At 57.9% G+C, this 23,505-nt stretch carries 28 protein-coding genes; 13 read left to right on the top strand and 15 right to left on the bottom strand.

Going from position 1 to position 23,505, the window contains the following annotated elements; all coding sequences use genetic code 11:
* Positions 1-92: 92 nt before the first annotated feature.
* Positions 93-494, top strand: a complete 402-nt coding sequence (locus tag FY156_12690) for a group II truncated hemoglobin (GenBank protein UXS02260.1) — start codon at positions 93-95, stop codon at positions 492-494.
* Positions 491-856 carry a DUF423 domain-containing protein gene (locus FY156_12695; GenBank protein ID UXS02261.1) on the top strand — a complete coding sequence of 122 codons (366 nt, stop codon included), beginning with the start codon at positions 491-493 and terminating at the stop codon, positions 854-856. The genes FY156_12690 and FY156_12695 overlap by 4 nt, the downstream gene beginning before the upstream one ends.
* 14 nt (positions 857-870) lie before the next feature.
* Here the strand turns inward: FY156_12695 and FY156_12700 are convergent, their stop codons facing one another.
* From FY156_12700 to FY156_12710, 3 genes are all read right to left on the bottom strand, one after another.
* Positions 871-1,152: a hypothetical protein gene (locus FY156_12700; GenBank protein UXS02262.1), complete on the bottom strand. Its 282-nt coding sequence runs from the start codon at positions 1,150-1,152 to the stop codon at positions 871-873.
* Complete coding sequence (locus FY156_12705; protein ID UXS02263.1) at positions 1,133-1,558, bottom strand: DUF2325 domain-containing protein; 426 nt, start codon at positions 1,556-1,558, stop codon at positions 1,133-1,135. The genes FY156_12700 and FY156_12705 overlap by 20 nt, the downstream gene beginning before the upstream one ends.
* Before the next feature lie 154 nt (positions 1,559-1,712).
* Positions 1,713-2,354, bottom strand: coding sequence for a TetR/AcrR family transcriptional regulator (locus tag FY156_12710; protein ID UXS02264.1), 642 nt, complete (start codon positions 2,352-2,354; stop codon positions 1,713-1,715).
* 260 nt (positions 2,355-2,614) lie between these two features.
* On the opposite strand from FY156_12710, the gene FY156_12715 reads away from it, so the two are divergent.
* From FY156_12715 to FY156_12765, 11 genes are all read left to right on the top strand, one after another.
* Positions 2,615-3,862: a Zn-dependent hydrolase gene (locus FY156_12715; GenBank protein UXS02265.1), complete on the top strand. Its 1,248-nt coding sequence runs from the start codon at positions 2,615-2,617 to the stop codon at positions 3,860-3,862.
* Positions 3,859-4,335 (top strand): GNAT family N-acetyltransferase, encoded by a 477-nt coding sequence (locus tag FY156_12720; protein ID UXS02266.1) that lies wholly within the window; start codon positions 3,859-3,861, stop codon positions 4,333-4,335. Before FY156_12715 ends, FY156_12720 begins: the two co-directional genes overlap by 4 nt.
* A gap of 134 nt (positions 4,336-4,469) precedes the next feature.
* Positions 4,470-5,924, top strand: a complete 1,455-nt coding sequence (gene hydA / locus FY156_12725; protein UXS02267.1) for a dihydropyrimidinase — start codon at positions 4,470-4,472, stop codon at positions 5,922-5,924.
* Positions 5,921-6,364 (top strand): NUDIX domain-containing protein, encoded by a 444-nt coding sequence (locus tag FY156_12730; protein UXS02268.1) that lies wholly within the window; start codon positions 5,921-5,923, stop codon positions 6,362-6,364. The genes hydA and FY156_12730 overlap by 4 nt, the downstream gene beginning before the upstream one ends.
* Positions 6,361-7,155: an ABC transporter ATP-binding protein gene (locus FY156_12735; GenBank protein ID UXS02269.1), complete on the top strand. Its 795-nt coding sequence runs from the start codon at positions 6,361-6,363 to the stop codon at positions 7,153-7,155. Before FY156_12730 ends, FY156_12735 begins: the two co-directional genes overlap by 4 nt.
* 48 nt (positions 7,156-7,203) lie before the next feature.
* Positions 7,204-8,079, top strand: a complete 876-nt coding sequence (locus FY156_12740) for an ABC transporter permease (protein UXS02270.1) — start codon at positions 7,204-7,206, stop codon at positions 8,077-8,079.
* On the top strand, positions 8,076-8,948 hold the full coding sequence (locus FY156_12745; protein ID UXS02271.1) for an ABC transporter permease: 873 nt from the start codon (positions 8,076-8,078) through the stop codon (positions 8,946-8,948). The genes FY156_12740 and FY156_12745 overlap by 4 nt, the downstream gene beginning before the upstream one ends.
* 22 nt (positions 8,949-8,970) lie before the next feature.
* Positions 8,971-9,963 carry an ABC transporter substrate-binding protein gene (locus tag FY156_12750; GenBank protein UXS02272.1) on the top strand — a complete coding sequence of 331 codons (993 nt, stop codon included), beginning with the start codon at positions 8,971-8,973 and terminating at the stop codon, positions 9,961-9,963.
* Positions 9,964-10,331: 368 nt separating this feature from the next.
* Positions 10,332-11,525 carry an efflux RND transporter periplasmic adaptor subunit gene (locus FY156_12755; GenBank protein ID UXS02273.1) on the top strand — a complete coding sequence of 398 codons (1,194 nt, stop codon included), beginning with the start codon at positions 10,332-10,334 and terminating at the stop codon, positions 11,523-11,525.
* Positions 11,526-11,538: 13 nt separating this feature from the next.
* Complete coding sequence (locus FY156_12760) at positions 11,539-14,859, top strand: efflux RND transporter permease subunit (protein ID UXS02274.1); 3,321 nt, start codon at positions 11,539-11,541, stop codon at positions 14,857-14,859.
* A 267-nt stretch (positions 14,860-15,126) separates the two neighbouring features.
* Positions 15,127-15,810, top strand: a complete 684-nt coding sequence (locus tag FY156_12765; protein ID UXS03139.1) for a Crp/Fnr family transcriptional regulator — start codon at positions 15,127-15,129, stop codon at positions 15,808-15,810.
* Positions 15,811-15,877: 67 nt separating this feature from the next.
* Here the strand turns inward: FY156_12765 and FY156_12770 are convergent, their stop codons facing one another.
* The 12 genes from FY156_12770 to FY156_12825 form a co-directional block, all read right to left on the bottom strand.
* A complete protein-coding gene (locus tag FY156_12770; GenBank protein UXS02275.1) occupies positions 15,878-16,693 on the bottom strand; it encodes an MBL fold metallo-hydrolase in 816 nt (271 codons plus the stop codon).
* Between the two features lie 4 nt (positions 16,694-16,697).
* A complete protein-coding gene (gene ureG / locus FY156_12775; protein UXS02276.1) occupies positions 16,698-17,309 on the bottom strand; it encodes an urease accessory protein UreG in 612 nt (203 codons plus the stop codon).
* Positions 17,310-17,409: 100 nt separating this feature from the next.
* A complete protein-coding gene (locus tag FY156_12780) occupies positions 17,410-18,081 on the bottom strand; it encodes an urease accessory protein UreF (GenBank protein ID UXS02277.1) in 672 nt (223 codons plus the stop codon).
* 3 nt (positions 18,082-18,084) lie between these two features.
* A complete protein-coding gene (ureE, locus tag FY156_12785) occupies positions 18,085-18,582 on the bottom strand; it encodes an urease accessory protein UreE (GenBank protein ID UXS02278.1) in 498 nt (165 codons plus the stop codon).
* 136 nt (positions 18,583-18,718) lie between these two features.
* Positions 18,719-19,255, bottom strand: a complete 537-nt coding sequence (locus FY156_12790; protein ID UXS02279.1) for a peroxiredoxin — start codon at positions 19,253-19,255, stop codon at positions 18,719-18,721.
* 181 nt (positions 19,256-19,436) lie between these two features.
* Positions 19,437-21,146 carry an urease subunit alpha gene (ureC, locus tag FY156_12795; GenBank protein UXS02280.1) on the bottom strand — a complete coding sequence of 570 codons (1,710 nt, stop codon included), beginning with the start codon at positions 21,144-21,146 and terminating at the stop codon, positions 19,437-19,439.
* A 4-nt stretch (positions 21,147-21,150) separates the two neighbouring features.
* Entirely contained in the window at positions 21,151-21,795 is a 645-nt protein-coding gene (locus FY156_12800) for a Urease operon accessory protein (GenBank protein ID UXS02281.1), read from the bottom strand.
* A 4-nt stretch (positions 21,796-21,799) separates the two neighbouring features.
* The gene (locus FY156_12805; GenBank protein UXS03140.1) at positions 21,800-22,207 is read right to left on the bottom strand and encodes a lysozyme inhibitor LprI family protein; all 408 of its coding nucleotides are present in this window, start codon (positions 22,205-22,207) and stop codon (positions 21,800-21,802) included.
* 22 nt (positions 22,208-22,229) lie between these two features.
* Entirely contained in the window at positions 22,230-22,586 is a 357-nt protein-coding gene (locus FY156_12810; protein ID UXS02282.1) for a GFA family protein, read from the bottom strand.
* A gap of 1 nt (position 22,587) precedes the next feature.
* The gene (locus FY156_12815; protein UXS02283.1) at positions 22,588-22,893 is read right to left on the bottom strand and encodes an urease subunit beta; all 306 of its coding nucleotides are present in this window, start codon (positions 22,891-22,893) and stop codon (positions 22,588-22,590) included.
* A gap of 36 nt (positions 22,894-22,929) precedes the next feature.
* A complete protein-coding gene (locus FY156_12820) occupies positions 22,930-23,187 on the bottom strand; it encodes a DUF1272 domain-containing protein (protein UXS02284.1) in 258 nt (85 codons plus the stop codon).
* 9 nt (positions 23,188-23,196) lie between these two features.
* Positions 23,197-23,499 carry an urease subunit gamma gene (locus FY156_12825; GenBank protein UXS02285.1) on the bottom strand — a complete coding sequence of 101 codons (303 nt, stop codon included), beginning with the start codon at positions 23,497-23,499 and terminating at the stop codon, positions 23,197-23,199.
* Positions 23,500-23,505 lie beyond the last annotated feature (6 nt).

The raw sequence follows: 23,505 nt of genomic DNA on the forward strand, positions 1-23,505 counted from the left end.
AAACGCGAGGGGCCGAATGACGCACCTCGCGTTTTGATGTTGCTCTTGCTGCAACCGGGCGCGATAAGAACCGGTAAGAGCGGGAGGCCAACTTGAGCGGCGAAACCATTACCCTTTACGAAGCCATTGGCGGCGATGCCACAGTGCGCGCCCTTTCAAAACGTTTCTACGCGTTGATGGATACTTTGCCGGAGGCTGCTCGGTGCCGGGCCATCCATCCAGCCGATCTCTCGGGTAGCGAGAGCAAATTTTATGACTATCTGACCGGTTATCTTGGCGGACCACCGGTCTATGTCGAAAAATACGGACATCCGATGTTGCGGCGTCGCCATTTCGCTGCACCGATCGGTCCGGCGGAACGCGACGAATGGCTGCTCTGCTTCCGTCGCGCCATGGACGAAACAATCGAGAATCCGAAACTCCGGGACATCATCTGGGCACCGGTCGAGCGGCTGGCACTCCACATGCAGAATCAGGAAGAAAGCGCATCATGAAGAGCGAGAGACTGCGTTCATTTATCCTGTTTTTGGGAAGCGTTCTCGGCGCTTGCGGCGTCATGCTAGCAGCGGCAGCGACCCACACCGGCGAGACCTACATGCTGGGGAAAGCCTCGGCCATGGCGCTTGCTCACGCGCCGGTCCTCATCGCGCTTTCCGTCGGCTGGGAACGCATCAGAACGGCGATGCCCGCAAGCTTGGTGCTTGGCATCGGCACAGCGCTTTTCGTCGGCGACCTCGTCTCGCGGCACTTTTCCGGTAACAGCCTGTTTCCATTCGCGGCACCGGCCGGCGGCATGGGTATGGTCGCAGGCTGGCTCGTTCTGGCAGTCGGCGCGTTCATGAAGCCGAAAAACTGATCCTATCAGCTCTTTTACCGACGAAACTTCAAGACATTGCGACCCTCGGCAGCGTCTCGGCCGGGGTCGAATGTCGAGGCCTCTCCTGGCTGACGTGTCCTGAGATAAGGGAAGTTCACCACATTGCTGGCGTGTCTGGCGGCACGGTTGCGCCGCTCACGCTCTCCGACGATTTCGAACATTTCGGTCAAAACCGGATCGGCAGCCTGTTCGGCCATTTTATGAAGCTCGACGCGGCAGGCTTCACCCGCCGCTTCGGCGTCTCTATCCGTAACGTTATTGCGCTCTTCGCTCATCGCTTGCGGTCCGTTCATTCATCGTCTGAAGTGCACGCTCCAGACTGGATTTGCTGCCGTTGCGCAGCGGAATGAACGTCTTGCCGAATTTCTTGCAACCGGACTTCACCCGCAGACACGCATCGTGGCTGATACAGTCGATCGGGCAGAACACGCAGTCGACGGAAGGAAGAACGGTATCGATGCGGGAAACCGCTTCGCGCAACCCACCATCGTGATGAATGAGTTCCGCACCGAAATTGCTGGCGATCTGGCGAAGATGCGCGACCTGACAGTCACGGCCGCCAACATAAAGAAAGCTTTTCGGGCCGGAGGGCTGGGTATCGACAACATCTCTTTCGGACTGCTGCGATGCCTTGCCCTGCTTGCCGCCGCGATCGGCCTTCTTCTTTTCCTTGCGTGCCATGCACTCACCTACCGGTTGTCTGTTGCACTCTGATCGTCAGAGCCTTTTGATCGGAATGCCGGCACCATAATAAAGATGAGTTTTAGAGTAAAGTATAAAGGTGATAATTTTTATCATGTTTTAGCCCATAACTTTTCCGCGTGGAAAATCAGAGCTAATCGCCGATTTTCAACCCACCCATGAAAAGTTGCTCGAGATGACGGGCAGCATCCTCAAAACGGCCTTCGCCGGATTTCTCGTCGCCGAGGACAGCACGCACCTGAACATCGAAGTCCGCATAATGCTGGGTTGTGGACCAGATGGAAAAAATCAGGTGATAGGGGTCGCATTTGGCAATACGGCCCGCCTTGATCCAGACGCGGATCACCTCCGCCTTTTCATCCACCAGTTGTTTGAGCGGCCCCTTCAACTCATCTTCTATATGCGGTGCGCCCTGCAGAATCTCGTTGGCAAACAGACGGCTCTCCCGCGGATAGTCCCGCGACATCTCAAGCTTTCGGCGGATATAAGACCGTATTTCGCTTTCTGGATTGCCCGTCGCATCGAAAGCGCGCAACGGGTCAAGCCAGGTGTCCAGCACACGCTCGATCAGAGCCCGATGCATGGCCTCTTTGGTACGAAAATAATAGAGCACGTTGGGCTTCGACATGCCCGCCGCCTCGGCGATCTGGTCAATGGTGGAACCGCGGAAACCGTTGACCGAAAAAACGCTGAGCGCCGCCTCGAGAATGGTTTCCTGTTTCTCTTCCTGGATACGCGTGCGCTTCTGTGTTTTTGCTGCTCGCGGTTTTGCCATCGGCGCTCTCTGTTTCTTTTTAATGCATCTGCTAAAAGGGCTAGATTAAAAAATAATCACAGCGCACAGTTTAGGCAAAATCATTGCGATTCGTCACAAAAATCCCTTGCTGACATTTTCGCGAATTTGCAATGTTTACCAGTCGGTCAATTTATCCGCCATCATTATCGCAAGGCAATGACCTTGTTCTTACAGGCGGAAAATGGGAACGGCACGAGCTTTGCATCCGCAATAACAACAAACTGCGAGGACAACACTTCATGGCAGCGGGTAAGAATTTGGCGGTTGATACCAATCGCCTGTGGGACAGCTTGATGGAGATGGCGAAAGTCGGACCCGGCATTGCTGGCGGCAACAACCGCCGGACGCTGACTGACGAGGATGCCGAAGGTCGCAGCCTGTTCCGGCGCTGGTGCGAAGAGGCCGGGATGAGCGTCGGCATCGACAGGATGGGCACGATGTTCGCAACCCGCCCGGGCAGCGACCCGGACGCCCTGCCCGTCTACATGGGCAGCCATCTCGATACCCAGCCGACCGGCGGGAAATTTGACGGCGTGCTTGGTGTGCTTGCCGGACTGGAGGTCGTCCGCAGCCTCAACGATCTCAATATCACCACCAAACATCCGATTGTCGTGACAAACTGGGCCAACGAAGAAGGCGCACGGTTTGCCCCTGCAATGCTGGCATCAGGCGTGTTCGCCGGTATTCATACGCTCGATTACGCCTATGCGCGCACCGATAGCGACGGCAAGACCTATGGAGAAGAACTCAAGCGCATCGGCTGGCTCGGCGACGAAGAGGTCGGCGCGCGCAAGATGCACGCCTATTTCGAGTATCACATCGAACAGGGACCGATTCTTGAGGCCGAAGAAAAACAGATTGGTGTCGTTACCCATTGCCAGGGACTGTGGTGGCTGGAAATCACGCTGACCGGCAAAGAAGCGCATACAGGCTCCACACCGATGGCAATGCGCGTCAATGCCGGACTGGCAGCCGCCCGCATTCTTGAAAAAGTGCAGGAAGTCGCCATGGCCCACCAGCCGGGCGCCGTCGCCGGCGTCGGCCGAATGAACTTCACACCGAATTCCCCCAACGTCCTGCCCGGTAAAGTGGTCTTCACCATTGATCTGCGCACCCCCGATCAGTCGAAACTCGACAGCATGCGCGCCATTTTCGAACAGGAAGCGCCAAAGATTGCCGCCGAACTCGGAGTTGGCTGCTCGATTGAGGCCATTGGCCATTTCGACCCTATTGCCTTCGATCCGGTGCTGGTGGACCGTGTTCGCACCGCAGCCGACAAATTGGGCTACAGCCACATGGATATCATTTCCGGCGCAGGCCACGATGCCTGCTGGACGGCGAAACTGGCACCAACGACCATGATCTTCTGCCCCTGTGTCGACGGTCTCTCCCACAATGAAGCGGAGGAAATCTCCCCTGAATGGGCAGCAGCCGGATGTGATGTCCTTCTGCATGCCGTGCTTGAGACGGCGGAGATCGTGGCGTGACTGTGACAATTGCAATTGAGCATCCGAACCAGCCCGAGGTGGTGGCGCTGATCGGGCTTTCGGACGAATACATGGCGTCGCTCTATCCGCCGGAAGGCAACTTCGCCGTTGACCTGGATGCCCTTTCCAAGCCGGATATTTCTTTCCTGGTCGGAAGACTGGATGGCAAGGCCGTCGCCTGTGGCGCGATCAAATGGTTTGACGATGGCAGTGCCGAACTGAAGCGCATCTTCGTGCATGACGACGCACGAGGTCACGGCATCGGCCGCAAGATCATGGCGGCTCTGCAGGCACTGGCAACGGAACGTGGCGTCAACCGGCTTTATGTCGAGACCGGTCCGCTGAATGTCGAGGCAGTCGGTCTCTACGAAGCTCTCGGTTATCAGCAATGCGGGCCTTTTGCAGACTACGAGGAAAACCCTCACAGCCTGTTCATGGTCAAGGACATTCAGCAGCAGGGGGCGAAGGCATGAGCATGCTTTCCAGACGGAGGAGTCATTTCAGTGCCTCGCGGCTCCGCACCAAACCACGATCAGACATGATGTTCAGTCCTTGAGATCATAAATCTCGGGTGATTGACTGCGGCAATAAATAAGGGGAACGACCAATGGCCACAGTGATCAAGAACGGCACCATCGTCACGGCCGACCTGACATACAGGGCGGACGTCAAAATTGACGGCGGCAAGATCATCGGGATCGGCCCGGACCTCCTGGGTGACGAGGTGCTGGACGCGACCGGCTGCTATGTCATGCCAGGCGGGATAGACCCGCACGTGCATTTGGAAATGCCGTTCATGGGCACCTATTCCGCTGATGATTTCGAAAGCGGCACGCGTGCGGCGCTGTCTGGCGGAACCACCATGGTCGTGGACTTCTGCCTGCCGGACCCCGGCCAGTCGCTTCTTGATGCCTTGCAACGCTGGGACAACAAGGCAACGCGCGCCAATTGCGATTACTCATTCCACATGGCCGTGACATGGTGGGGCAAACAGGTCTTCGATGAGATGAAGACCATCGTTGAAGAAAAGGGCATCAACTCCTTCAAGCATTTCATGGCCTACAAGGGCGCGCTGATGGTGAACGACGACGAGATGTTTGCCTCGTTCTCGCGCTGCGCGGAACTGGGCGCTATCCCGTTCGTGCATGCCGAAAACGGCGATATCGTCGCCCAGATGCAGGAAAAACTGATCGCGGAAGGTAACAACGGCCCGGAGGCACACGCCTATTCGCGTCCTGCCTCTGTGGAGGGCGAGGCAACCAACCGCGCCATCATCATTGCCGATATGGCTGGAGCACCGCTATACGTTGTGCATGCCTCCTGCGAACAGGCGCATGAAGCGATCCGCCGTGCCCGGCAGAACGGCATGCGGGTTTTCGGCGAACCACTGATCCAGCATCTTGTCCTCGACGAACGCGAATACGCCAGTGCCGACTGGGATCACGCTGCCCGTCGCGTCATGTCGCCACCCTTCCGCAACAAACAGCATCAGGACAGCCTTTGGGCAGGCCTCGCCGCCGGCTCCCTTCAATGTGTGGCGACAGACCATTGCGCCTTTACGACGCAACAGAAGCGCTTCGGCATCGGCGATTTCCGCAAGATCCCGAACGGCACCGGCGGGCTTGAGGATCGCATGCCATTGTTGTGGACGCACGGTGTGGCGACTGGACGGTTGACGATGAACGAGTTCGTCGCCGTCACCTCGACGAACATCGCCAAGATCCTCAACATCTACCCGAAGAAAGGGGCGATCCTCGTCGGTAGCGATGCAGATATCGTCGTCTGGGACCCTCAGCGCGAAAAGACGATCACTGCCGCCGGTCAGCAATCAGCAATCGACTACAACGTCTTCGAGGGACAGAAGGTCAAGGGCCTGCCGCGCTTCACCCTGTCGCGTGGACTGGTCACCGTCGAAGAGACAACCATCAAGACACAGGAAGGACATGGCAAGTTCGTTGCTCGCGATCCCTACCCCGCCGTCAACAGGGCGCTGTCGACCTGGAAGGAACTCGTCGCGCCGCGCAAGGTGGAACGCACCGGCATCCCCGCGAGCGGAGTGTGACTGTGAGCACTGTATCAAGACCTGAAATCGTAATTGCGGCAGCCATCCTGTTGAATGACAGGCGGGAGATGCTGGTGGTGCGCAAGCGCGGCACCACACAGTTCATGCAGCCGGGCGGCAAGATAGATGCCGGTGAAACAGCCGAAGAAGCTCTGCATCGGGAACTGGCCGAGGAGATCGGTCTTGTGCTTCCTGCCAATACGGCAAGCTACAAAGGTGTTTTTCGCGAAGAAGCGGCCAACGAAACGGGCGCGGATGTCGTCGCCCATACCTTCATCGCCCGCCTTACGACCGGCGTCCTGCCACGGGCCGAAATAGAGGAAGTTCGCTGGCTTGCCATCGACGGCGTGTCCGGACTGCCGCTTGCGAAACTCACCGAAACACAAATGCTGCCGCTGGCGCGTGCGGCCCTGGCGGAAAGTGTGAACGAACCCCGATGAATACGTCCTCTTCATACTCCGTCGTCTCGGCAAAAAATCTGGGCCTGACCTTTGAGACGAATGATGGCCCCGTGCACGCGCTGTCCAACGTCAATCTCGAGGTTGGCAAGGGTGACTTCGTCTCCTTCATCGGCCCTTCCGGATGCGGAAAGACCACCTTCCTTCGGGTCATCGCCGATCTCGAAAAACACACATCCGGAGAGATCGCCGTCAATGGCACAACGCCGGAGAATGCCCGCAAGGATCGCTCTTACGGCTACGTGTTTCAGGCCGCAGCACTTTATCCGTGGCGCACCATAGAAAAGAATATCGCGCTACCGCTCGAGATCATGGGCTACACCAGGGCCGAACAGCAGGAGCGTGTCGAGCGTACGCTTGACCTCGTCAACCTCGCCGGTTTCGGCAAGAAATATCCCTGGCAACTGTCTGGCGGCATGCAGCAACGCGCATCGATCGCCCGTGCCCTTGCCTTCGATGCCGATCTCCTGCTGATGGATGAGCCGTTTGGCGCATTGGACGAGATTGTGCGCGACCATCTGAACGAGCAGCTCCTGAAACTGTGGGATGCGACCGGCAAGACGATCTGCTTCGTCACGCACTCCATTCCCGAGGCCGTTTATCTTTCCACCAAGATCGTTGTGATGTCGCCACGGCCAGGCCGGGTAACAGACGTGATCGAATCCACCCTTCCGCGAGAGCGCCCACTGGAGATCCGCGAAACACCGGAGTTTCTGGAAATTGCCCACCGCGTTCGAGAAGGGTTGAAGGCGGGGCATAGCTATGAGGGCTGATCTCACGCACAGACGGCCCCCATTGCTCTTGAAAAGAAGGGCCCAGCAATGACCCTTTTTCGCGACCGTGTTCTGCCTGTCGTCACCGTCGTTCTCGCCATTCTCGTCATCTGGCATCTGGCGGTCGTCTACCTCAACATGCCATTCGCCCGTGATCAGTCTGCACGCGCCGGTCAGGAAGCAGGCTTCTGGCAGCTTCTGCCGCAAACTTTTGCGCAGGAGCGCCCTGTTCTGCCCGCGCCCCACCAGATCGTCGCCGAGCTTTGGGACACCACCGTCAATAAGGCGATCACGTCCAAGCGCAGCCTCGTCTATCATTCTGGCGTAACACTGTCGGCTACCCTGCTGGGTTTCGCCATCGGCACGGTTCTCGGTATTCTCTTGGCAGTCGCGATTGTCCACAACCGCGCCATGGACCGTTCCGTGATGCCGTGGATCATCGCCAGCCAGACGATCCCGATCCTTGCGGTCGCGCCGATGATTATCGTTGTGCTGAACTCCATCGGCATTTCGGGTCTTTTGCCCAAGGCGCTCATTTCCACCTATCTCAGCTTCTTCCCGATCGTTGTCGGCATGGTGAAGGGTCTGCGCAGTCCCGAAACCATCCAGCGCGATCTGATGCACACCTATAATGCGTCACCGAGCCAGATTTTCTGGAAGCTACGCTGGCCGTCCGCCCTGCCCTACCTCTTCACCTCACTGAAAATCGCGGTCGCTATCTCGCTGGTTGGCGCAATTGTCGGTGAATTGCCGACCGGTGCTGTCGCCGGCCTTGGTGCCCGCCTGCTCTCCGGCTCCTATTACGGCCAGACCGTGCAGATCTGGGCGGCTTTGTTCATGGCTGCGGCCGTGGCTGCCATACTGGTTTCGATTATCGGCCTTGCCCACACGGCGGTGCTGAAAAGAATGGGAGAGAGGCCATGAGCAATCCCGGCTGGTTTGTCTTCGCCATCGCCTTTTGGGTTATCGCATGGTGTCTCAATGAGTGGCTGGTGCGTCGAAATTTCACCATGCCCGCCGCCAGACGCACGGTCGGAATTGCGGTACCGCTGCTGTTCGGCCTTGCGCTGATCGTTTTGTGGGAGGGCATCGTTCGCGGCTTTTCCGTTCCGCCGATCTTGCTGCCTGCGCCAAGTGCCATTTTTCTGCGGTTGATATCGTCATTGCCGACCCTGTGGGCGGATTTCCGCCAGACCTTCATCAAATCCGTGCTGACAGGATATGTGCTCGGCTGCGGGTTGGGCTTTGCCGTTGCCATTCTCATCGACCGCTCACCATTCCTGCAACGCGGCCTACTGCCCATCGGCAACTTCGTCTCAGCGCTACCAGTGGTCGGCATCGCGCCGATCATGGTCATGTGGTTCGGTTTCGACTGGCAATCGAAAGTGGCGGTTGTCGTCATCATGACCTTCTTCCCCATGCTGGTGAACACCGTGCAGGGGCTTGCTGCATCCAGTCACATGGAGCGAGACCTTATGCGCACTTACGCGGCAGGCTGGTGGCAAACACTGGTGAAGCTGCGCCTGCCCGCGGCATGGCCCTTCATCTTCAACGCACTCAAAATCAACTCCACGCTGGCATTGATCGGTGCCATCGTTGCAGAATTCTTCGGCACGCCGATCGTCGGCATGGGCTTCCGAATTTCTGCGGAAATGGGCCGCAGCAATGTCGATATGGTCTGGGCCGAAATCGCCGTCGCGGCGTTGGCCGGCTCCGGCTTTTACGGTCTTGTGGCGCTCGCAGAGCGGGCCGTCACCTTCTGGCATCCGTCCGTCCGTGGGGGACGAACGTAAACAACGAAAAAAGGGAACAGCGATGAAAACAAGACTAGCATCTCTTCTTCTTGCCGGTGCGGCGATGATGACGGCCTTCAACGTTCAGGCCGCTGAAAAACTGACATTGCAACTGAAATGGGTCACCCAGGCACAGTTCGCGGGTTATTACGTCGCCAAGGACAAGGGTTTCTATGAGGCCGAAGGTCTCGATGTCGACATCAAGCCGGGCGGCCCGGATATCGCACCGGCCCAGGTTCTGGCCGGCGGTGGCGCAGACGTTATCGTCGACTGGATGCCATCGGCGCTTGCGACCCGCGAAAAAGGCGTGCCGCTCGTCAACATCGCCCAGCCGTTCAAGAAGTCCGGCATGATGCTGACCTGCCTCAAGGAAACCGGCATCACAAAACCTGACGACTTCAAGGGCAAGACACTCGGCGTCTGGTTCTTCGGCAACGAATATCCATTCCTGTCGTGGATGTCGCATCTGAAGATCCCCACCACCGGTGGCGCGGATGGTGTGACCGTACTGAAGCAGGGCTTCAACGTTGATCCGTTGCTGCAGAAGCAGGCCGCCTGCATTTCCACGATGACCTACAACGAATATCTGCAGGTTCTGGAAGCTGGCATCAAGGCCAGCGATCTCGTCACCTTCAAATACGAAGATGAGGGCGTCGCCACGCTCGAAGATGGCCTCTACGTGCTGGAAGACAAGCTGAAGGACGCAAAGTTCAAGGAAAACCTCGTTAAGTTCGTTCGCGCTTCGATGAAGGGCTGGAAATGGGCGGAGGAAAATCCGGATGATGCCGCCGATATCGTTCTGGAAAACGATGCCTCCGGCGCACAGACGGAAGCTCACCAGAAGGGCATGATGACGGAAGTGGCCAAGCTGATCGCAGGTTCGACAGGCGCTCTCGACAAGGCGGATTATGACCGTACCGTCAAGACGCTGCTCGGCGGCGGCTCCGATCCGGTCATCACCAAAGAACCTGTCGGCGCCTTCACCACTGAAATCAGCGAAGCTGCGCTGAAATAAATCTCTGCTGTTTGAAAGCATTATAGATGCGCGGTATGTTTATATCGCGCATTTTTTCTACACCCCGGGTTCGCCAGCCATAAGTTTCAATATGTTGCGTTATACAAAAATGTATATCAAGCATGCCTGTTGCCCGGATTGATTTGCACCCGGCAAAGAACTAGAGTCCCCGCCACAAGACTGCACTTTTTGATCTTGTATAAAAAGCACCAAAGCTGAGGTGCTTGAAGATTCGCGTTGAGGGGCGTTCGAATCGGGAGGATTGAAAAGCAAGTATTGTACCCCTTGTTTCAGATTCATTGTCGCATGTCCTTGTTGTGGAAGCCTTCGGCTGTAGGAAATGCGAGCAGATTGGCGGACTAAGACACATGCGATACAAATCAAAGCTTGGCCGGGTTGCTGTCCTTCTCCTTTCCGTGGCGATCTTGCCGCTTCCGGTGCTGGCCGAAGGCGAAAGTCAGCCTTCCGCAGCACGCCAGAACCTACCCTCCATCGTCGTTGTCCACGCGGCCGAGCGACCGCTCGTGGATCGCGTCATTGCAACCGGCACCATCAAGCCGGTGGACGAGATTTATGTGCAGCCTCTGGTCGATGGCCTCTCCATCGATAAGCTGAACGCCGATATCGGCGACCAGGTGGAAGCCAATGCGGTTCTTGCCGAACTCTCTACAGACAGCCTGATCCTGCAGAAGTGCCAGTACGAGGCCAATAAGGCCAAGGCTCAAGCCTCGCTTACCCAGTCCAAGGCGCAGGTCCTCGAGGCCGAAGCCAATCTGAACGATGCCATTCGTCAGCGTGATCGTGCCGCAAGACTCGGCCAGACCGGTTCCGGCTCAGTTTCCCAGGTCGAACAGACACAAGCCGCAGCGGAAGTCGCAAAGGCACGCCTGGATGCCGCCAAACAGGCCGTTTCGGCGGGTGAAGCGGACATCAAGGTTGTCGATGCCCAGATCGAGGACGTTGATCTGCGGTTGACACGCACGGGCGTCAAAACTCCCGTTGCCGGCATTGTCTCGGCCAAAAACGCCAAGGTCGGCGCCGTCGCTAGCGGTGCCGGCACCCCGCTCTTCACCATCATCAAGGATGGGGCCATCGAACTGGTCGCGGATCTCTCAGAAACCGATATCCAGAAGATCAAGGTCGGTCAGAAAGCCTATTTGACGGTTGCCGGCGGAAGCGCGAAAATAGAAGGCAAGGTACGCCTCGTCTCGCCGACGGTGGATGCAACCACGCGCCTCGGCTCCGTGCATGTCGTATTGCCGGTTGATAGCCCAGCGCGTGCCGGCATGTACGCCAGCGCCGAAATCATCGTCGAAGAGACAACGGCACTCTCCCTGCCTCTTTCGGCCGTGACGGCGGGACGCCAAGGCTCGACGACGCGCAAGATCGAAGGTGATGTCGTCAAGCAGGTCAAGATCGAAACCGGCATCGAAGACGGCGGTTTCATTCAGATTGTCAGCGGCATCGCGGCTGGAGACATGGTTGTCGAAAAAGCTGGAGCATTCGTCCGTGATGGCGACCGGATCAAACCGGTAGAAGCCCAGACCACTGCGTCCAACTGACTGAGGGAATGATATGAATTTCTCTGCATGGTCAATCCGCAACCCGATTGCGCCGCTTCTGGGCTTTGCGCTGTTGATGTTCCTCGGCATGCAGGCGTTTTACGCCCTGCCGATTACCCGTTTCCCCAATATCGACGTTCCCGTCGTTTCCGTCACCGTGACCCAGAGCGGCGCATCGCCGTCGGAACTGGAAATGCAGGTGACGAAGGAGATCGAGGACGCCGTTGCCGCGATCAGCGGCATCGATGAAATCCAGTCGACCGTGGTGGACGGGCAGTCGACCACGACCGTGATGTTCCGCATTGAAAAGCCGACTGAAGAGGCTGTTCAGGACACCAAGGACGCCATCGACAAGATCCGCAGCGACTTGCCGGCTGATATCGAAGAGCCGATCGTCACCAAGATCGACGTCGAGGGGCAGGCAATCCAGACCTTTGCGGTTTCCTCGCCCAACATGACGCTGGAAGAGCTGTCCTGGTTCGTGGATGACACGATCAAGCGCTCGCTTCAGGGTAAGTCTGGCGTCGGAAAGGTTGACCGCTACGGCGGCGCAGACCGCGAAGTGCGTGTCTCTCTCAACCCGGCCAAGCTGGACGCCTATGGCATTACCGCCACCGAGGTGAACACCCAGCTTCGTGGCACCAATATCGATCTCGGTTCTGGTCGCGGCCAGATCGGCGGCAACGAGCAGACGATCCGCACGCTGGGCGACACGCGCAACGTGGCGGACCTCTCCAATACGACCATTGCGCTTTCAGGAGATCGTTTCGTCAAGCTCTCCGAACTCGGCACCGTGACCGATACCTATGAAGAGCCGAAATCCTTCTCGCGCTTCAACGGCAACCCGGCCGTTACCTTTGCGGTGTTCCGCGCCAAGGGTGCCAGCGAAGTATCCGTTGCCGAAACGGTGGCCGAAAGTCTCGACCAGGTCCGCAAGGACAATCCGGATGTATCGATCCAGATGGTCGATGATGCGGTCTATTTCACCTACGGCAACTACGAAGCAGCACTCCACACGCTGATTGAAGGCGCGATCCTCGCCGTCATCGTGGTCTTCCTGTTCCTGAAGAACTGGCGCGCCACCCTGATCTCGGCTGTCGCCTTGCCGTTGTCAGCGATCCCGACGTTCTGGATCATGGACATGCTGGGCTTTTCGCTCAACCTCGTCAGCTTCCTGGCTTTGACACTCGCCACGGGTATTCTCGTCGACGATGCCATCGTGGAAATCGAAAACATTGCCCGCCACATCAAAATGGGCAAAACGCCTTACCGCGCAGCGCTCGAGGCAGCGGATGAAATCGGCCTTGCGGTGATTGCGACCAGCTTCACCATCATCGCCGTCTTCGTGCCCGTGTCCTTCATGCCCGGCATACCCGGCCAATACTTCATTCAGTTCGGCCTGACGGTTGCCTTCTCCGTGTTCTTCTCGCTGATGGTCGCACGCCTGATAACGCCATTGATGGCCGCTTATCTGATGCGTGCCGAAGATGCGATGGACGACCACCACGACAATGATGGCAGGCTGATGAAGGCCTACACGCGCATGGTCACAGCCACCACCCACTATTGGTGGTCACGCTATCTGACCTTGCTGGGTGCCATCGCTTTCCTCGTCGGCTCCGTCTTCCTTCTCAGCGGCGTTCCCGGCAGCTTCCTGCCGCCGGATGATGCTTCGCGTGTGACGTTGTCCATCGAGTTGCCGCCAAATGCGACACTGGATGAGACCGACCGCACGACGACAGCCATCTATCACGCCATCCGCGACATCAATGGTGTGGAGAGTGTCTTCGTTCTTGGTGGCGCGTCGCCCAAGGGTGATCTCGAACTACGCCGAGCAACCGTCAACGTCATTCTCCAGCACCTCGATCATTCACTCGTCAAAATGTTGGTGAACAAGGGGCTGGGCTCAATCCCGCTGATTGGCCAATACCTTCCCAAGGTCGAAGAAACCGGACGCACACGCCCGCAATGGGATGTCGAACGCGATATCTTCGCAAAGGTCAACGCTATCCCGGATGTCCGGATCATCAAGCTGAACGACCGTGCGGAACGTGAACTGAGCTTCAACTTCCTGTCCAAGAACGAACAGGATCTGAACGACGCCGTTGGCGTGCTGGAATCGCGTCTGAGAGGATCGCCCATCCTCGCCAATGTCAGCTCGGAAGGCGCTCTGCCACGTCCTGAACTGCAGATCCGCCCACGCAAGGATGAAATTGCTCGCCTCGGCATTACGCCGCAGCAGATTTCTCAGACCGTACGCGTGGCAACCATCGGCGATATCGATGCGCAGCTTACCAAGATCTCTCTCGACGACCGGCAGATCCCGATCCGCGTGCAGGCGTCGCTCGATACCCGCCGTGATCTGGCAACCATCCGGGCGCTGAAGATCAAGACAGCATCGGGTTCTCTGGTCCCGCTCTACAGCGTCGCCGATATCGACTATTCGGAAGGTCCAAGCTCAATCAAGCGCAACGACCGTAACCGCGTTGTCTCCATCGGTTCCGACGTTCCCTTCGGTACCGCTCTTGATACTTCGACGGCCGAATTCAAACGCATCGTTGAAGAAACAAGGCTGCCGCCGACCGTCCGTCTCGCGGAAAGTGGCGATGCCAAGGTGCAGGGAGAAATGCAGCAAGGCTTCGTCAACGCCATGCTGCTCGGTCTGATGCTGGTGCTGGTGGTGCTCATCCTTCTCTTCAAGGATGTGATCCAGCCCTTCACCATCCTGTTCTCGTTGCCGCTTGCCATCGGTGGCGTAGCCGTAGCCCTCATCATCACGCAGAACGCACTGTCGATGCCCGTTCTGATCGGCATTCTGATGTTGATGGGTATCGTCACGAAAAACGCCATCCTGCTGGTGGATTTCGCCATCGAGATGCGCCGACACGGTATGGAGCGGGTTCAGGCCATGGTCGAAGCGGGCCGCAAGCGCGCCCGCCCCATCATCATGACCTCGATTGCCATGTCGGCCGGCATGTTGCCATCAGCGCTTGGCGTCGGCGAAGGCGGCTCGTTCCGTGCACCTATGGCCATTGCGGTGATTGGTGGCATCATCGTCTCGACCGTGCTTTCGCTGATCGTCGTGCCCGCGTTCTTCCTTATCATGGACGACCTCTCGCGCCTGCTCGCTCATCTCTTCGGCCGCTTCGTCGGCAAGAAGGAGCACGAGGACCCTGCACTGTCCAACGAGGAACTGTCGGGCATCGCCCGTGAAAACAGTCTGGCACTTTCTTCCCTGGAGGCGCGCGTCGCCAGCATGGAGAAGGGTGGAGCAGAAAAACCCGGTGACAAGGGCGGAAAGATATTACGTCTGCCGCCATTGGCTGCCGAATAAATCAAAGACGACGCCGGGCCCAAAACCCGGCGTTTTCATTTATGCGGTCCGGCAAAAAAATTGAACGAATGTGACAGGCACGTCCGCCATTTGATCGAAATCAATTCCCTTTCCTCCATAGCTGCTAGTTTCATCCGCATCGGAAATTGCCGGTCGAGGGACGATGCGATGAACCTTTTTCAAACAAGCGTCGGGGAGCGGGAACAAACAGGCTTCCGCGTTGCTTCGAACAACCCGGCAAACGGGTTGGGCGGGGGCCGCAGGGATATGAACAAGACAGTCAAGCTCAGCAACAAGGACCGCAACATCCTGTTGCGTGCGCCGTTGCTCGGTATTGCCGATGACGCTGCGGCCTTGCGGTTGATAGACGCCGCATCCGTAGCAAGCGCCACCGCACGCCATATCATTTTCAAGGAAGGCGAGAGCGCACAGCATTTTTACTGCGTGCTTACGGGATATGTGCGCCTTTATCGACTGGACCGGCATGGTCGAGAAGCCGACATTCGCATTTGCGGCCCGGGAGACACATTCAACGAATGCCTGATCTTCGGTAGCGACAGCTACCGCTTCAACGCACAAGCGGCCGAAACCACTACACTTGCCCGTTTTGATCTCGAGAGGATCAGGTTCCTCGTCGATCAGGAACCGGCAATCGCCAAGGCCATCATGCGGTGCTTGTCCAATAACGCGCTTGGCAGCATGGAATGTATCGCCAACGATCGCTTGCAGACCGCGCCGCAGCGCGTCGCCCATTATCTCGTGACCCACGGCCCCCGTGATGCCGCATCCTTTTCGCTACGCCTGCCCTTCCAGAAGAGCCTGCTCGCCGGCAAGCTTGGCCTTGCTCCGGAAGCGTTATCGCGCGCCTTCTCGTCGCTCAAGAAGGCAGGTGTGACCGTCAGAGGCCGCATCGTGCAGGTCAACGACGTCGCAGCGCTGAAACAAATCTAGAATTCTTCGGGGGAGGACGAAGGGCGGGATACCGAAAGGTGTCCCGCCTTGCTTTTGTCGCTACCCGTCAGTACGCAATGAAACGATACGCGTCGTTCTCACGGGTGACGTGGAAAAACCCGCCCAGATGACCACCGGACACCAGCCAACCGTTCTCGGCAGCATCGTTCAGCGCTGTGAAGCGTGTGTCATAGGCAAGCTGCGGATCGATATCGTAAATGAAACCAACGGCCGGATCGGCAGCCTGAAGATCCGTGCTGTGCAAAACATCGCCCCACAGCAACAGCTTGCTTGCCCCTTCGCCAATCAGGTAACCCGTTTGACCTGGCGTGTGTCCAGGCAAGGAAATTGCCTCGATCCCATCGGCAATGCGCCCCGTCGGTATCGGTCTCACCATTTGCCCGCAGATATCGAGAATTCGGGCCGCGATATCGAAGGCGCCTTGCCGTGCGGGTGGCAACTTCTGGCGCTCACTTTCATTCGTGAAAAAAGCGAGATCCGCTTCTGGAATCCATATTTCCGCATTCGGAAAATAGGGAGCGCTCCCATTGAACAGGCCAAGCGCATGATCGCCGTGGATATGCGTCAGCAGGATGCGTTTGATGTCCTTCGGTTCAATGCCCGCCGCAATCATCGCAGCACGTGCGTGTCCGTAACTGTCACCCCACGCGGTTCCACAACCGGCATCGACCAGCGACAAACCGTCTGAACCGGACAGAACGAAACAATTGACGTCGACATCCACAGTTTGGCGATCGAAGGCGGAAAGCGCCGTCTTCAGAGCCGCCTCTCCTTCACGATGAATGAGATGGTCAATCGGCGCCTTGTAGACGCCGTCGACGAACCGCAGGACCTCGTAGGGTCCGAAATGAAGCGCAGGCATTTTCTTACAGACCGCCCTGTTGCTTGAGGAAACCGACGATGCGGTCGATGCCGTCGCCCCGCTTCATGTCGGTGAAAACGAACGGCATTTCCTTGCGCATCCGTGTCGCATCGCTTTCCATCACGCCGAGGTCCGCGCCGACATAGGGGGCGAGATCCTTTTTGTTGATCACCAAAAGATCCGATCGGGTAATACCAGGCCCGCCCTTGCGAGGAATTTCTTCCCCTTGGCAAACTGAAATCACGTAGATGGTGATATCGGCAAGATCGGGCGAAAACGTCGCGGCCAGATTATCGCCGCCGGATTCAATGAAGATCACATCGAGATCGGGAAAGCGTTCATTCAGGCCGGCAATCGCCTGAAGATTGATCGTCGCATCCTCACGGATCGCCGTATGCGGGCAACCGCCGGTCTCGACGCCGACAATGCGCTCCGAAGGCAGTGCCTGCATGCGCACCAGAGCTTCGGCATCTTCCTTGGTATAGATGTCATTGGTGACGACTGCGACGGAGTAATCGGCGCTCATCGCCTTACAGAGCTTTTCAGTCAGCGCCGTCTTGCCGGAACCGACCGGCCCGCCGATGCCGATGCGAAGCGGACCATTTCCCGATTTCATGATGTTGTTCCCTTCGAAATGCTTCGTTTTGTTTTACCTTAGCGCGTCGCGCCACCGCTTCAAGGGCGCCATGCTGCACCGCACCAAACCATTGGTCAGTTTATGAGCGGAAGAGCCGCGTCGTCTGTATCTCGTGACGCATCGTCGCCGTGTCCGCGATAATCGTCGCGCTGCCGAGGTCATCAAGCGTTGCGAGAGCCGCCCTCTCCGCGGTTTCCGCCACCCGCTTCTCACTCGACGCCAGGATGGAAACACCATCGGTCTGTCCCGCAATACCGAGCCGGATGCCGGCCGAGACGACTTGCGACACACCTGAATGCAGGTAGGCAGCGATGGCGTCCACAAGCGGCACACCATGTGCGCCCGCCACAGCGCCAACGGTGATGGGATAAGGCGCCTGTTTCGGCAGGTGCTCGAAGACCGGATGCGGCCATGCGCGGGCAGCGGCGGCAAAAGCATTGCCGAGCAGCAGCGTCTCTCGATACCGCTCCGCGGAGCCTGCCAACGCCAGGGCAAGATCCGCCGTATCCTGCAAGACTGCGCCATCGCCGTAATGGCGCCAGCCATTGCTCAAGAACACGGCATCATTCCAGAGGGCGCCATGCGTCAGCAGAGTTTCCACCCAGTCACCGAGACTTGAAGCATCCCGAACCCTGCGATCCTCGACAGCTTTTTCCAAACCACCGGAGTAGGAAAAGGCCCCGACGGGAAACGCTGGCGACAGCCACGCCAGAAGACGCAACAAAGCGCCAACGTCACGATCGTCGCGCATGCCTCAGCCGTGGTCGTGGTGATGATGACCATGATCATGGTCGTGATGGTGCCCGTGCGAATGGCCGCCATGGGCGTGGTAAGCGCCGCGAACCGGCTGGAACGGCTCTTCCACATCACGCACCGTGGCGCCGAGCCCCTCCAGCATCGCTCTGATGACATGATCACGCAGGATGAGAATACGCTCGTCCTCGATCTGCGCGGCCAGATGACGGTTGCCGAGATGCCAGGCCAGTTCGATCAGATGAAGGCGATCCCTGGCCTTGATTTCAAAAAGCTTTTCATCGGCGGCACGAACCTCGACCAGATCGCCGTTTTCCACCACCAGCAGATCGCCGTGGGCAAACAGCACCGCTTCCTTCAAATCCAGCATCACCATTTCATCGTTCTGAAGATGCAGAAGCTTGCGGCGAAGATGACGCTGATCATGGGCAAGCGTCACGTAACCGGACGGCTCGTCGGCAGGGATTCCGGCAGGAAGATAAGAGGTGACGCGCAGCATGATGTATCCATTCAGAAACAGTCTTGGGGCTCGATTTTTGGCGGATTGCGAAGCCGATTTCAAGGCACCATTATCGCCAAAAAGACAAAGGCCCGGCATTGCTGCCAGGCCCCGTCGAAAAGCTGGAAAACCGCAATCAGGCTGCAGCGCGCGCCTTGAGGCTTTCCAGAATGTTCTGCGGCGAGGAAACGCCGTAGGGATCGGATTCGCAATTGTCCGAATAGCCTTCTTCCTCAAACCACTGCTCAACGACACCGTCGTTAATGACAGCAGCGTAGCGCCAGGAGCGCATGCCGAAACCGAGGTTGTCCTTGGCGACCAGCATGCCCATCTTGCGGGTGAACTCACCCGAACCATCAGGAATGACCTTGACGTTTTCGAGGTTCTGACCCTTGGCCCATGCATTCATCACGAACGCATCGTTGACCGACAGGCAGTAGATTTCGTCAACGCCGAGCGCACGGAAATCGCCTGCCAGCTTTTCGAAATCGGGAAGCTGGAAGGTCGAGCAAGTTGGCGTGAACGCACCCGGCAGCGAGAAGAGAACGACCTTCTTGCCCTTGAAGTAATCGTCCGAGGTCATGTCCTGCCAACGGAACGGGTTCGGGCCGCCAACGGCCTCGTCGCGAACGCGCGTGCGGAAGGTAACGGCGGGCACTTTCTTGCCGAGCATGTCTGATCTCCTTGTCTGGCGTTATAGCGCGGCAGAGCTTGGGAACAATCCGCGCGGAATTTATGGGCTTCGCTTATCGCAAAACCTGCTGCGATGCAGCAGAAAAAACGCAAAAAACGTCCACCGGACAACTGCTATGCACAATTGTCATCTCTGCGAACGACCGAGCTCGCAAAATTCCTCAGAACAGGAAATAACGCTGCGCCATTGGCAAAACCGTCGCCGGTTCGCAGGTCAGCAATTCTCCATCGGCACGCACTTCATAGGTCTCCGGGTCTACCTCGATATGCGGGGTCAGCGAATTGTGGATCATCGATGCCTTGGAGATACCACCGCGAACGTTCTTTACCGCCAGTAGCTTCTTGGCGACACCGAGACGCTGGGCGAGACCGGCATCAAGCGATGCCTGCGAGACGAATGTGACGGAAGAGTTGGTGCGCAGCTTGCCGTAAGCGGCAAACATCGGCCGGTAATGCATCGGCTGCGGCGTCGGGATCGAAGCATTCGGATCACCCATGGGCGCCGCCGCAATCGAACCGCCCAAAAGAACCATGTCCGGTTTCACGCCGAAGAACGCCGGGTTCCACAATACCAGGTCGGCGCGTTTGCCGACCTCGATCGAACCGATCTCGTGAGAGATACCGTGTGCGATAGCCGGGTTGATGGTGTATTTCGCGACATAGCGGCGAACGCGGAAATTGTCGTTCTCGCCGGTTTCTTCCTTGAGGCGGCCACGCTGGCGCTTCATCTTGTCGGCCGTCTGCCAGGTGCGGATTGCCACCTCGCCGACGCGGCCCATGGCCTGGCTGTCGGAGGAAATGATCGAAAATGCGCCGATATCGTGGAGGATATCTTCAGCGGCAATGGTTTCCTTGCGGATTCGGCTTTCGGCGAATGCGATGTCTTCCGGGATCGATGGCGACAGGTGGTGGCAGACCATCAGCATGTCGAGATGCTCCGCCAGCGTGTTGACCGTATAGGGCCGCGTCGGATTGGTCGAAGACGGAATGACGTTCGGATTGCCGCACACCTTGATAATATCGGGCGCGTGACCGCCGCCCGCACCTTCGGTGTGGAAGGCGTGGATGGTGCGGCCCCGGATGGCGGCAACCGTGTCTTCAACGAAACCGCTTTCGTTCAGCGTATCGGTATGGATCATGACCTGCACGTCGAAAGCATCGGCAACCGTCAGGCAGTTGTCGATGGCCGCAGGCGTTGTACCCCAGTCCTCATGCAGCTTCAGCGAGGAGGCACCAGCCAGAATCATTTCCTCGAGCGGCGCAGGCAGAGAGGCATTGCCCTTGCCGGCCAGCGCGAGGTTCATCGGGAATGCATCGAAGCTTTCGATCATGCGCTCGATGTGCCACGCGCCGGTGCAGGTGGTGGCAAGCGTACCATGCGCGGGACCGGAGCCGCCGCCCAGCATGGTCGTGACGCCGCTCATCAGCGCTTCTTCGATCTGCTGCGGGCAGATGTAATGGATATGCGCGTCCATGCCGCCGGCCGTCAGTATCTTGCCTTCGCCCGCAATCGCCTCGGTCGAAGGGCCGACAATAATCGTTACGCCCGGCTGGGTGTCGGGGTTGCCTGCTTTGCCGATAGCATGAATGCGACCGTCCTTGAGGCCGACGTCTGCCTTGTAGATCCCGCTATGATCGACGACCAGGACATTGGTGATGACGGTATCAACCGCCCCTTCCCCACGCGTCGCCTGGCTCTGGCCCATACCGTCGCGAATGACCTTACCACCGCCGAACTTTACTTCCTCGCCATAAGTCGTGAAATCCTTCTCGACCTCGATAAACAGTTCGGTATCGGCAAGACGAACCTTGTCGCCGACGGTCGGGCCAAACATGCTGGCATAGGCGGCACGGGAAATCTTGTAAGGCATGGGCTCAGGCTCCTTCAGACGCGGAGAAAATCGATGTATCGGAAATTCGGATCAGTCGTCCCTCATGGGTGAGGGCATCGACCAGTTGTCGTTCGGCGGCAAATGGGTGCAGGCTCCAGCCTTCATGGCCGAAACCGACAATCGCAACCTCATCATCGGAGGTTCGGCTTTCTTCCAGAACATGCGCGATGGCAACCATGCCGCTACTCGGGCAGACGTAAGGTTCGGGCAAATAAGCCTGCAAGGCCGCATCTAACCGCTCGTGAACGGTACGCGGGATAACAATATGGGCCTTGCCGGCTTCCTCAGCGAAGGCCGCAAAACCAGCGCTATAATCGGCACAGAAATCGGCCAGTTCCGGCCAGTTCTTCAAGATCTCGGGTTCCATGTCGGAAAATTTCGCGGGATCGCGAACCGACCAGATCGCAGATGCCTGTTTTACGCTGTCATTGTTGCGCCACTCGGCACTTTCCGTCATCGCTTTACCAGGACGACCGGTGTTGCAGACGGCAACGATGTCGGTACGATTGCCACCCGGTCCGACTGAACGGCAATCGTTGAAGCGGATGACCACATCGGAAAGGTCGATAAAATCGGCCGCTCCACGTGGTATCTCTCCGTTTCCAACGATCATGATGCGCCGCGCCATAACTTCAGAAACCTTCCGAAAGTTGGCGCAATTCCGTGGCCCGTTCACGGCTCATATCGGCGAGGCAGGAGGCAATCAGCATCGGCTCCATCGTGCCGCCTCGGGCCTGAAACCCATGGAAATCACAATTGGCATCGCGGAACGCGACCCAGGCACGCTGCGCGGCAACAAGGGCTTCGGTCGCGCCTTTTCCGGCCGCATCGGCAACCTTGTCGCGCTCGGCAAGAACCTTGCGCAGCTTCTGATATTCGGCGTTCAGTTCCTTGTCGGCCTTGTCGTAGTCCTGACCGGCGCACATGGTCATGGCGCTTTGCGTTTGCGGAGCGGTACAATCAAGCGCTTCCTCAGCCATAGCAGGCAAGGATGCACCATCGACAACGAACAGCATCGTGGTTACGGCAAAGCCGTGCATCAAACGTTTCATGGCTTTCACCTCACAACGAGGCGCCATCATACGCCTGCGGTTTCAACGCGCGCGGATCGACACCATCGAGACAATTCGCGTTGACTGCCACCATCGGAGTTCCATCCGGCCCGTCAGCGTAAGCAAAACTTTCAATCCCGCAGGTCGAACAAAAGAGATGATGGATATGATGTTTGTTGAAGAGATATTCCGTCAGCTTACCTTCGCCAGAAAGCAGGGTGAACTTGTCCTTCGGCGCAAAAGCGAGCGTGGAACCGAGGCGCTTGCAGCGCGAGCAGTTGCAGACAACAGTGTGGTCAAGATCGGCATCAACCTCGAAGCTGACCGCACCGCACTGGCAACTTCCATGATAATGAGCGGTCGCCATCTCAGAGTTTCCCCATAACCTGCTGGCGGAAACCGTACACTTCCCGTTTTCCCGAAAGCGGAACCAGCGTAACCTCGCGTTTCTGGCCAGGCTCGAAACGAACCGCCGTGCCGGCAGGAATATCCAGCCGCATACCGCGAGCCTTGTCGCGATCAAAGGCGAGACCAGCATTGGTCTCCGCGAAATGATAATGGCTGCCGACCTGCACCGGGCGATCACCCGTATTGGCGACAGCAATCGTCACAGTCGGCTGACCGGCGTTGAGTTCAATGGTGCCTTCAGCGGCAATGACTTCGCCTGGTATCATGGTGTTCCCCTTTTTGTCTCAAGCGACTTTTTTATTTCAGGCCGCCCGAACCGGCACACAACCTTCCGCCTTCAAAACACGTTTGGTCGAGGCCGGATTGTTGACAAGCTTGGCAGCGGGACGAATTGGTCTGCGAACCAGTTCACCGCCGCAGTTCGGGCAGATGCCGGAGAGAGTGCCGGCCGCGCAATCGGCGCAATAGGTGCATTCGAAAGAGCAGATCATCGCGTCCGGGCTCTCTGGCGGGAGATCGCGATCGCAGCATTCGCAATTGGGCCGAAGTTCCAGCGCCATGGCGGCTCCTTATCGAATGGGTTCGTGCACTGTCACAAGCTTTGTGCCATCGGGAAACGTCGCTTCCACCTGAACATCGTGGATCATTTCGGCAATGCCTTCCATGACCTGAGCGCGCGAAATCACATGCGCACCGGCCTCCATCAAATCCGCCACGGCCCGGCCATCACGCGCGCCTTCCACAACGAAATCGGTAATCAGCGCAATGGCTTCCGGATAGTTCAGCTTCACGCCGCGTTCCAGCCGGCGCCGTGCCACCATGGCGGCCATGGAAATCAGAAGCTTGTCTTTTTCTCGAGGGCTAAGGTTCATCGTCGT

This window comes from Agrobacterium tumefaciens (assembly GCA_025559845.1).
Classification (GTDB): Bacteria; Pseudomonadota; Alphaproteobacteria; order Rhizobiales; family Rhizobiaceae; genus Agrobacterium.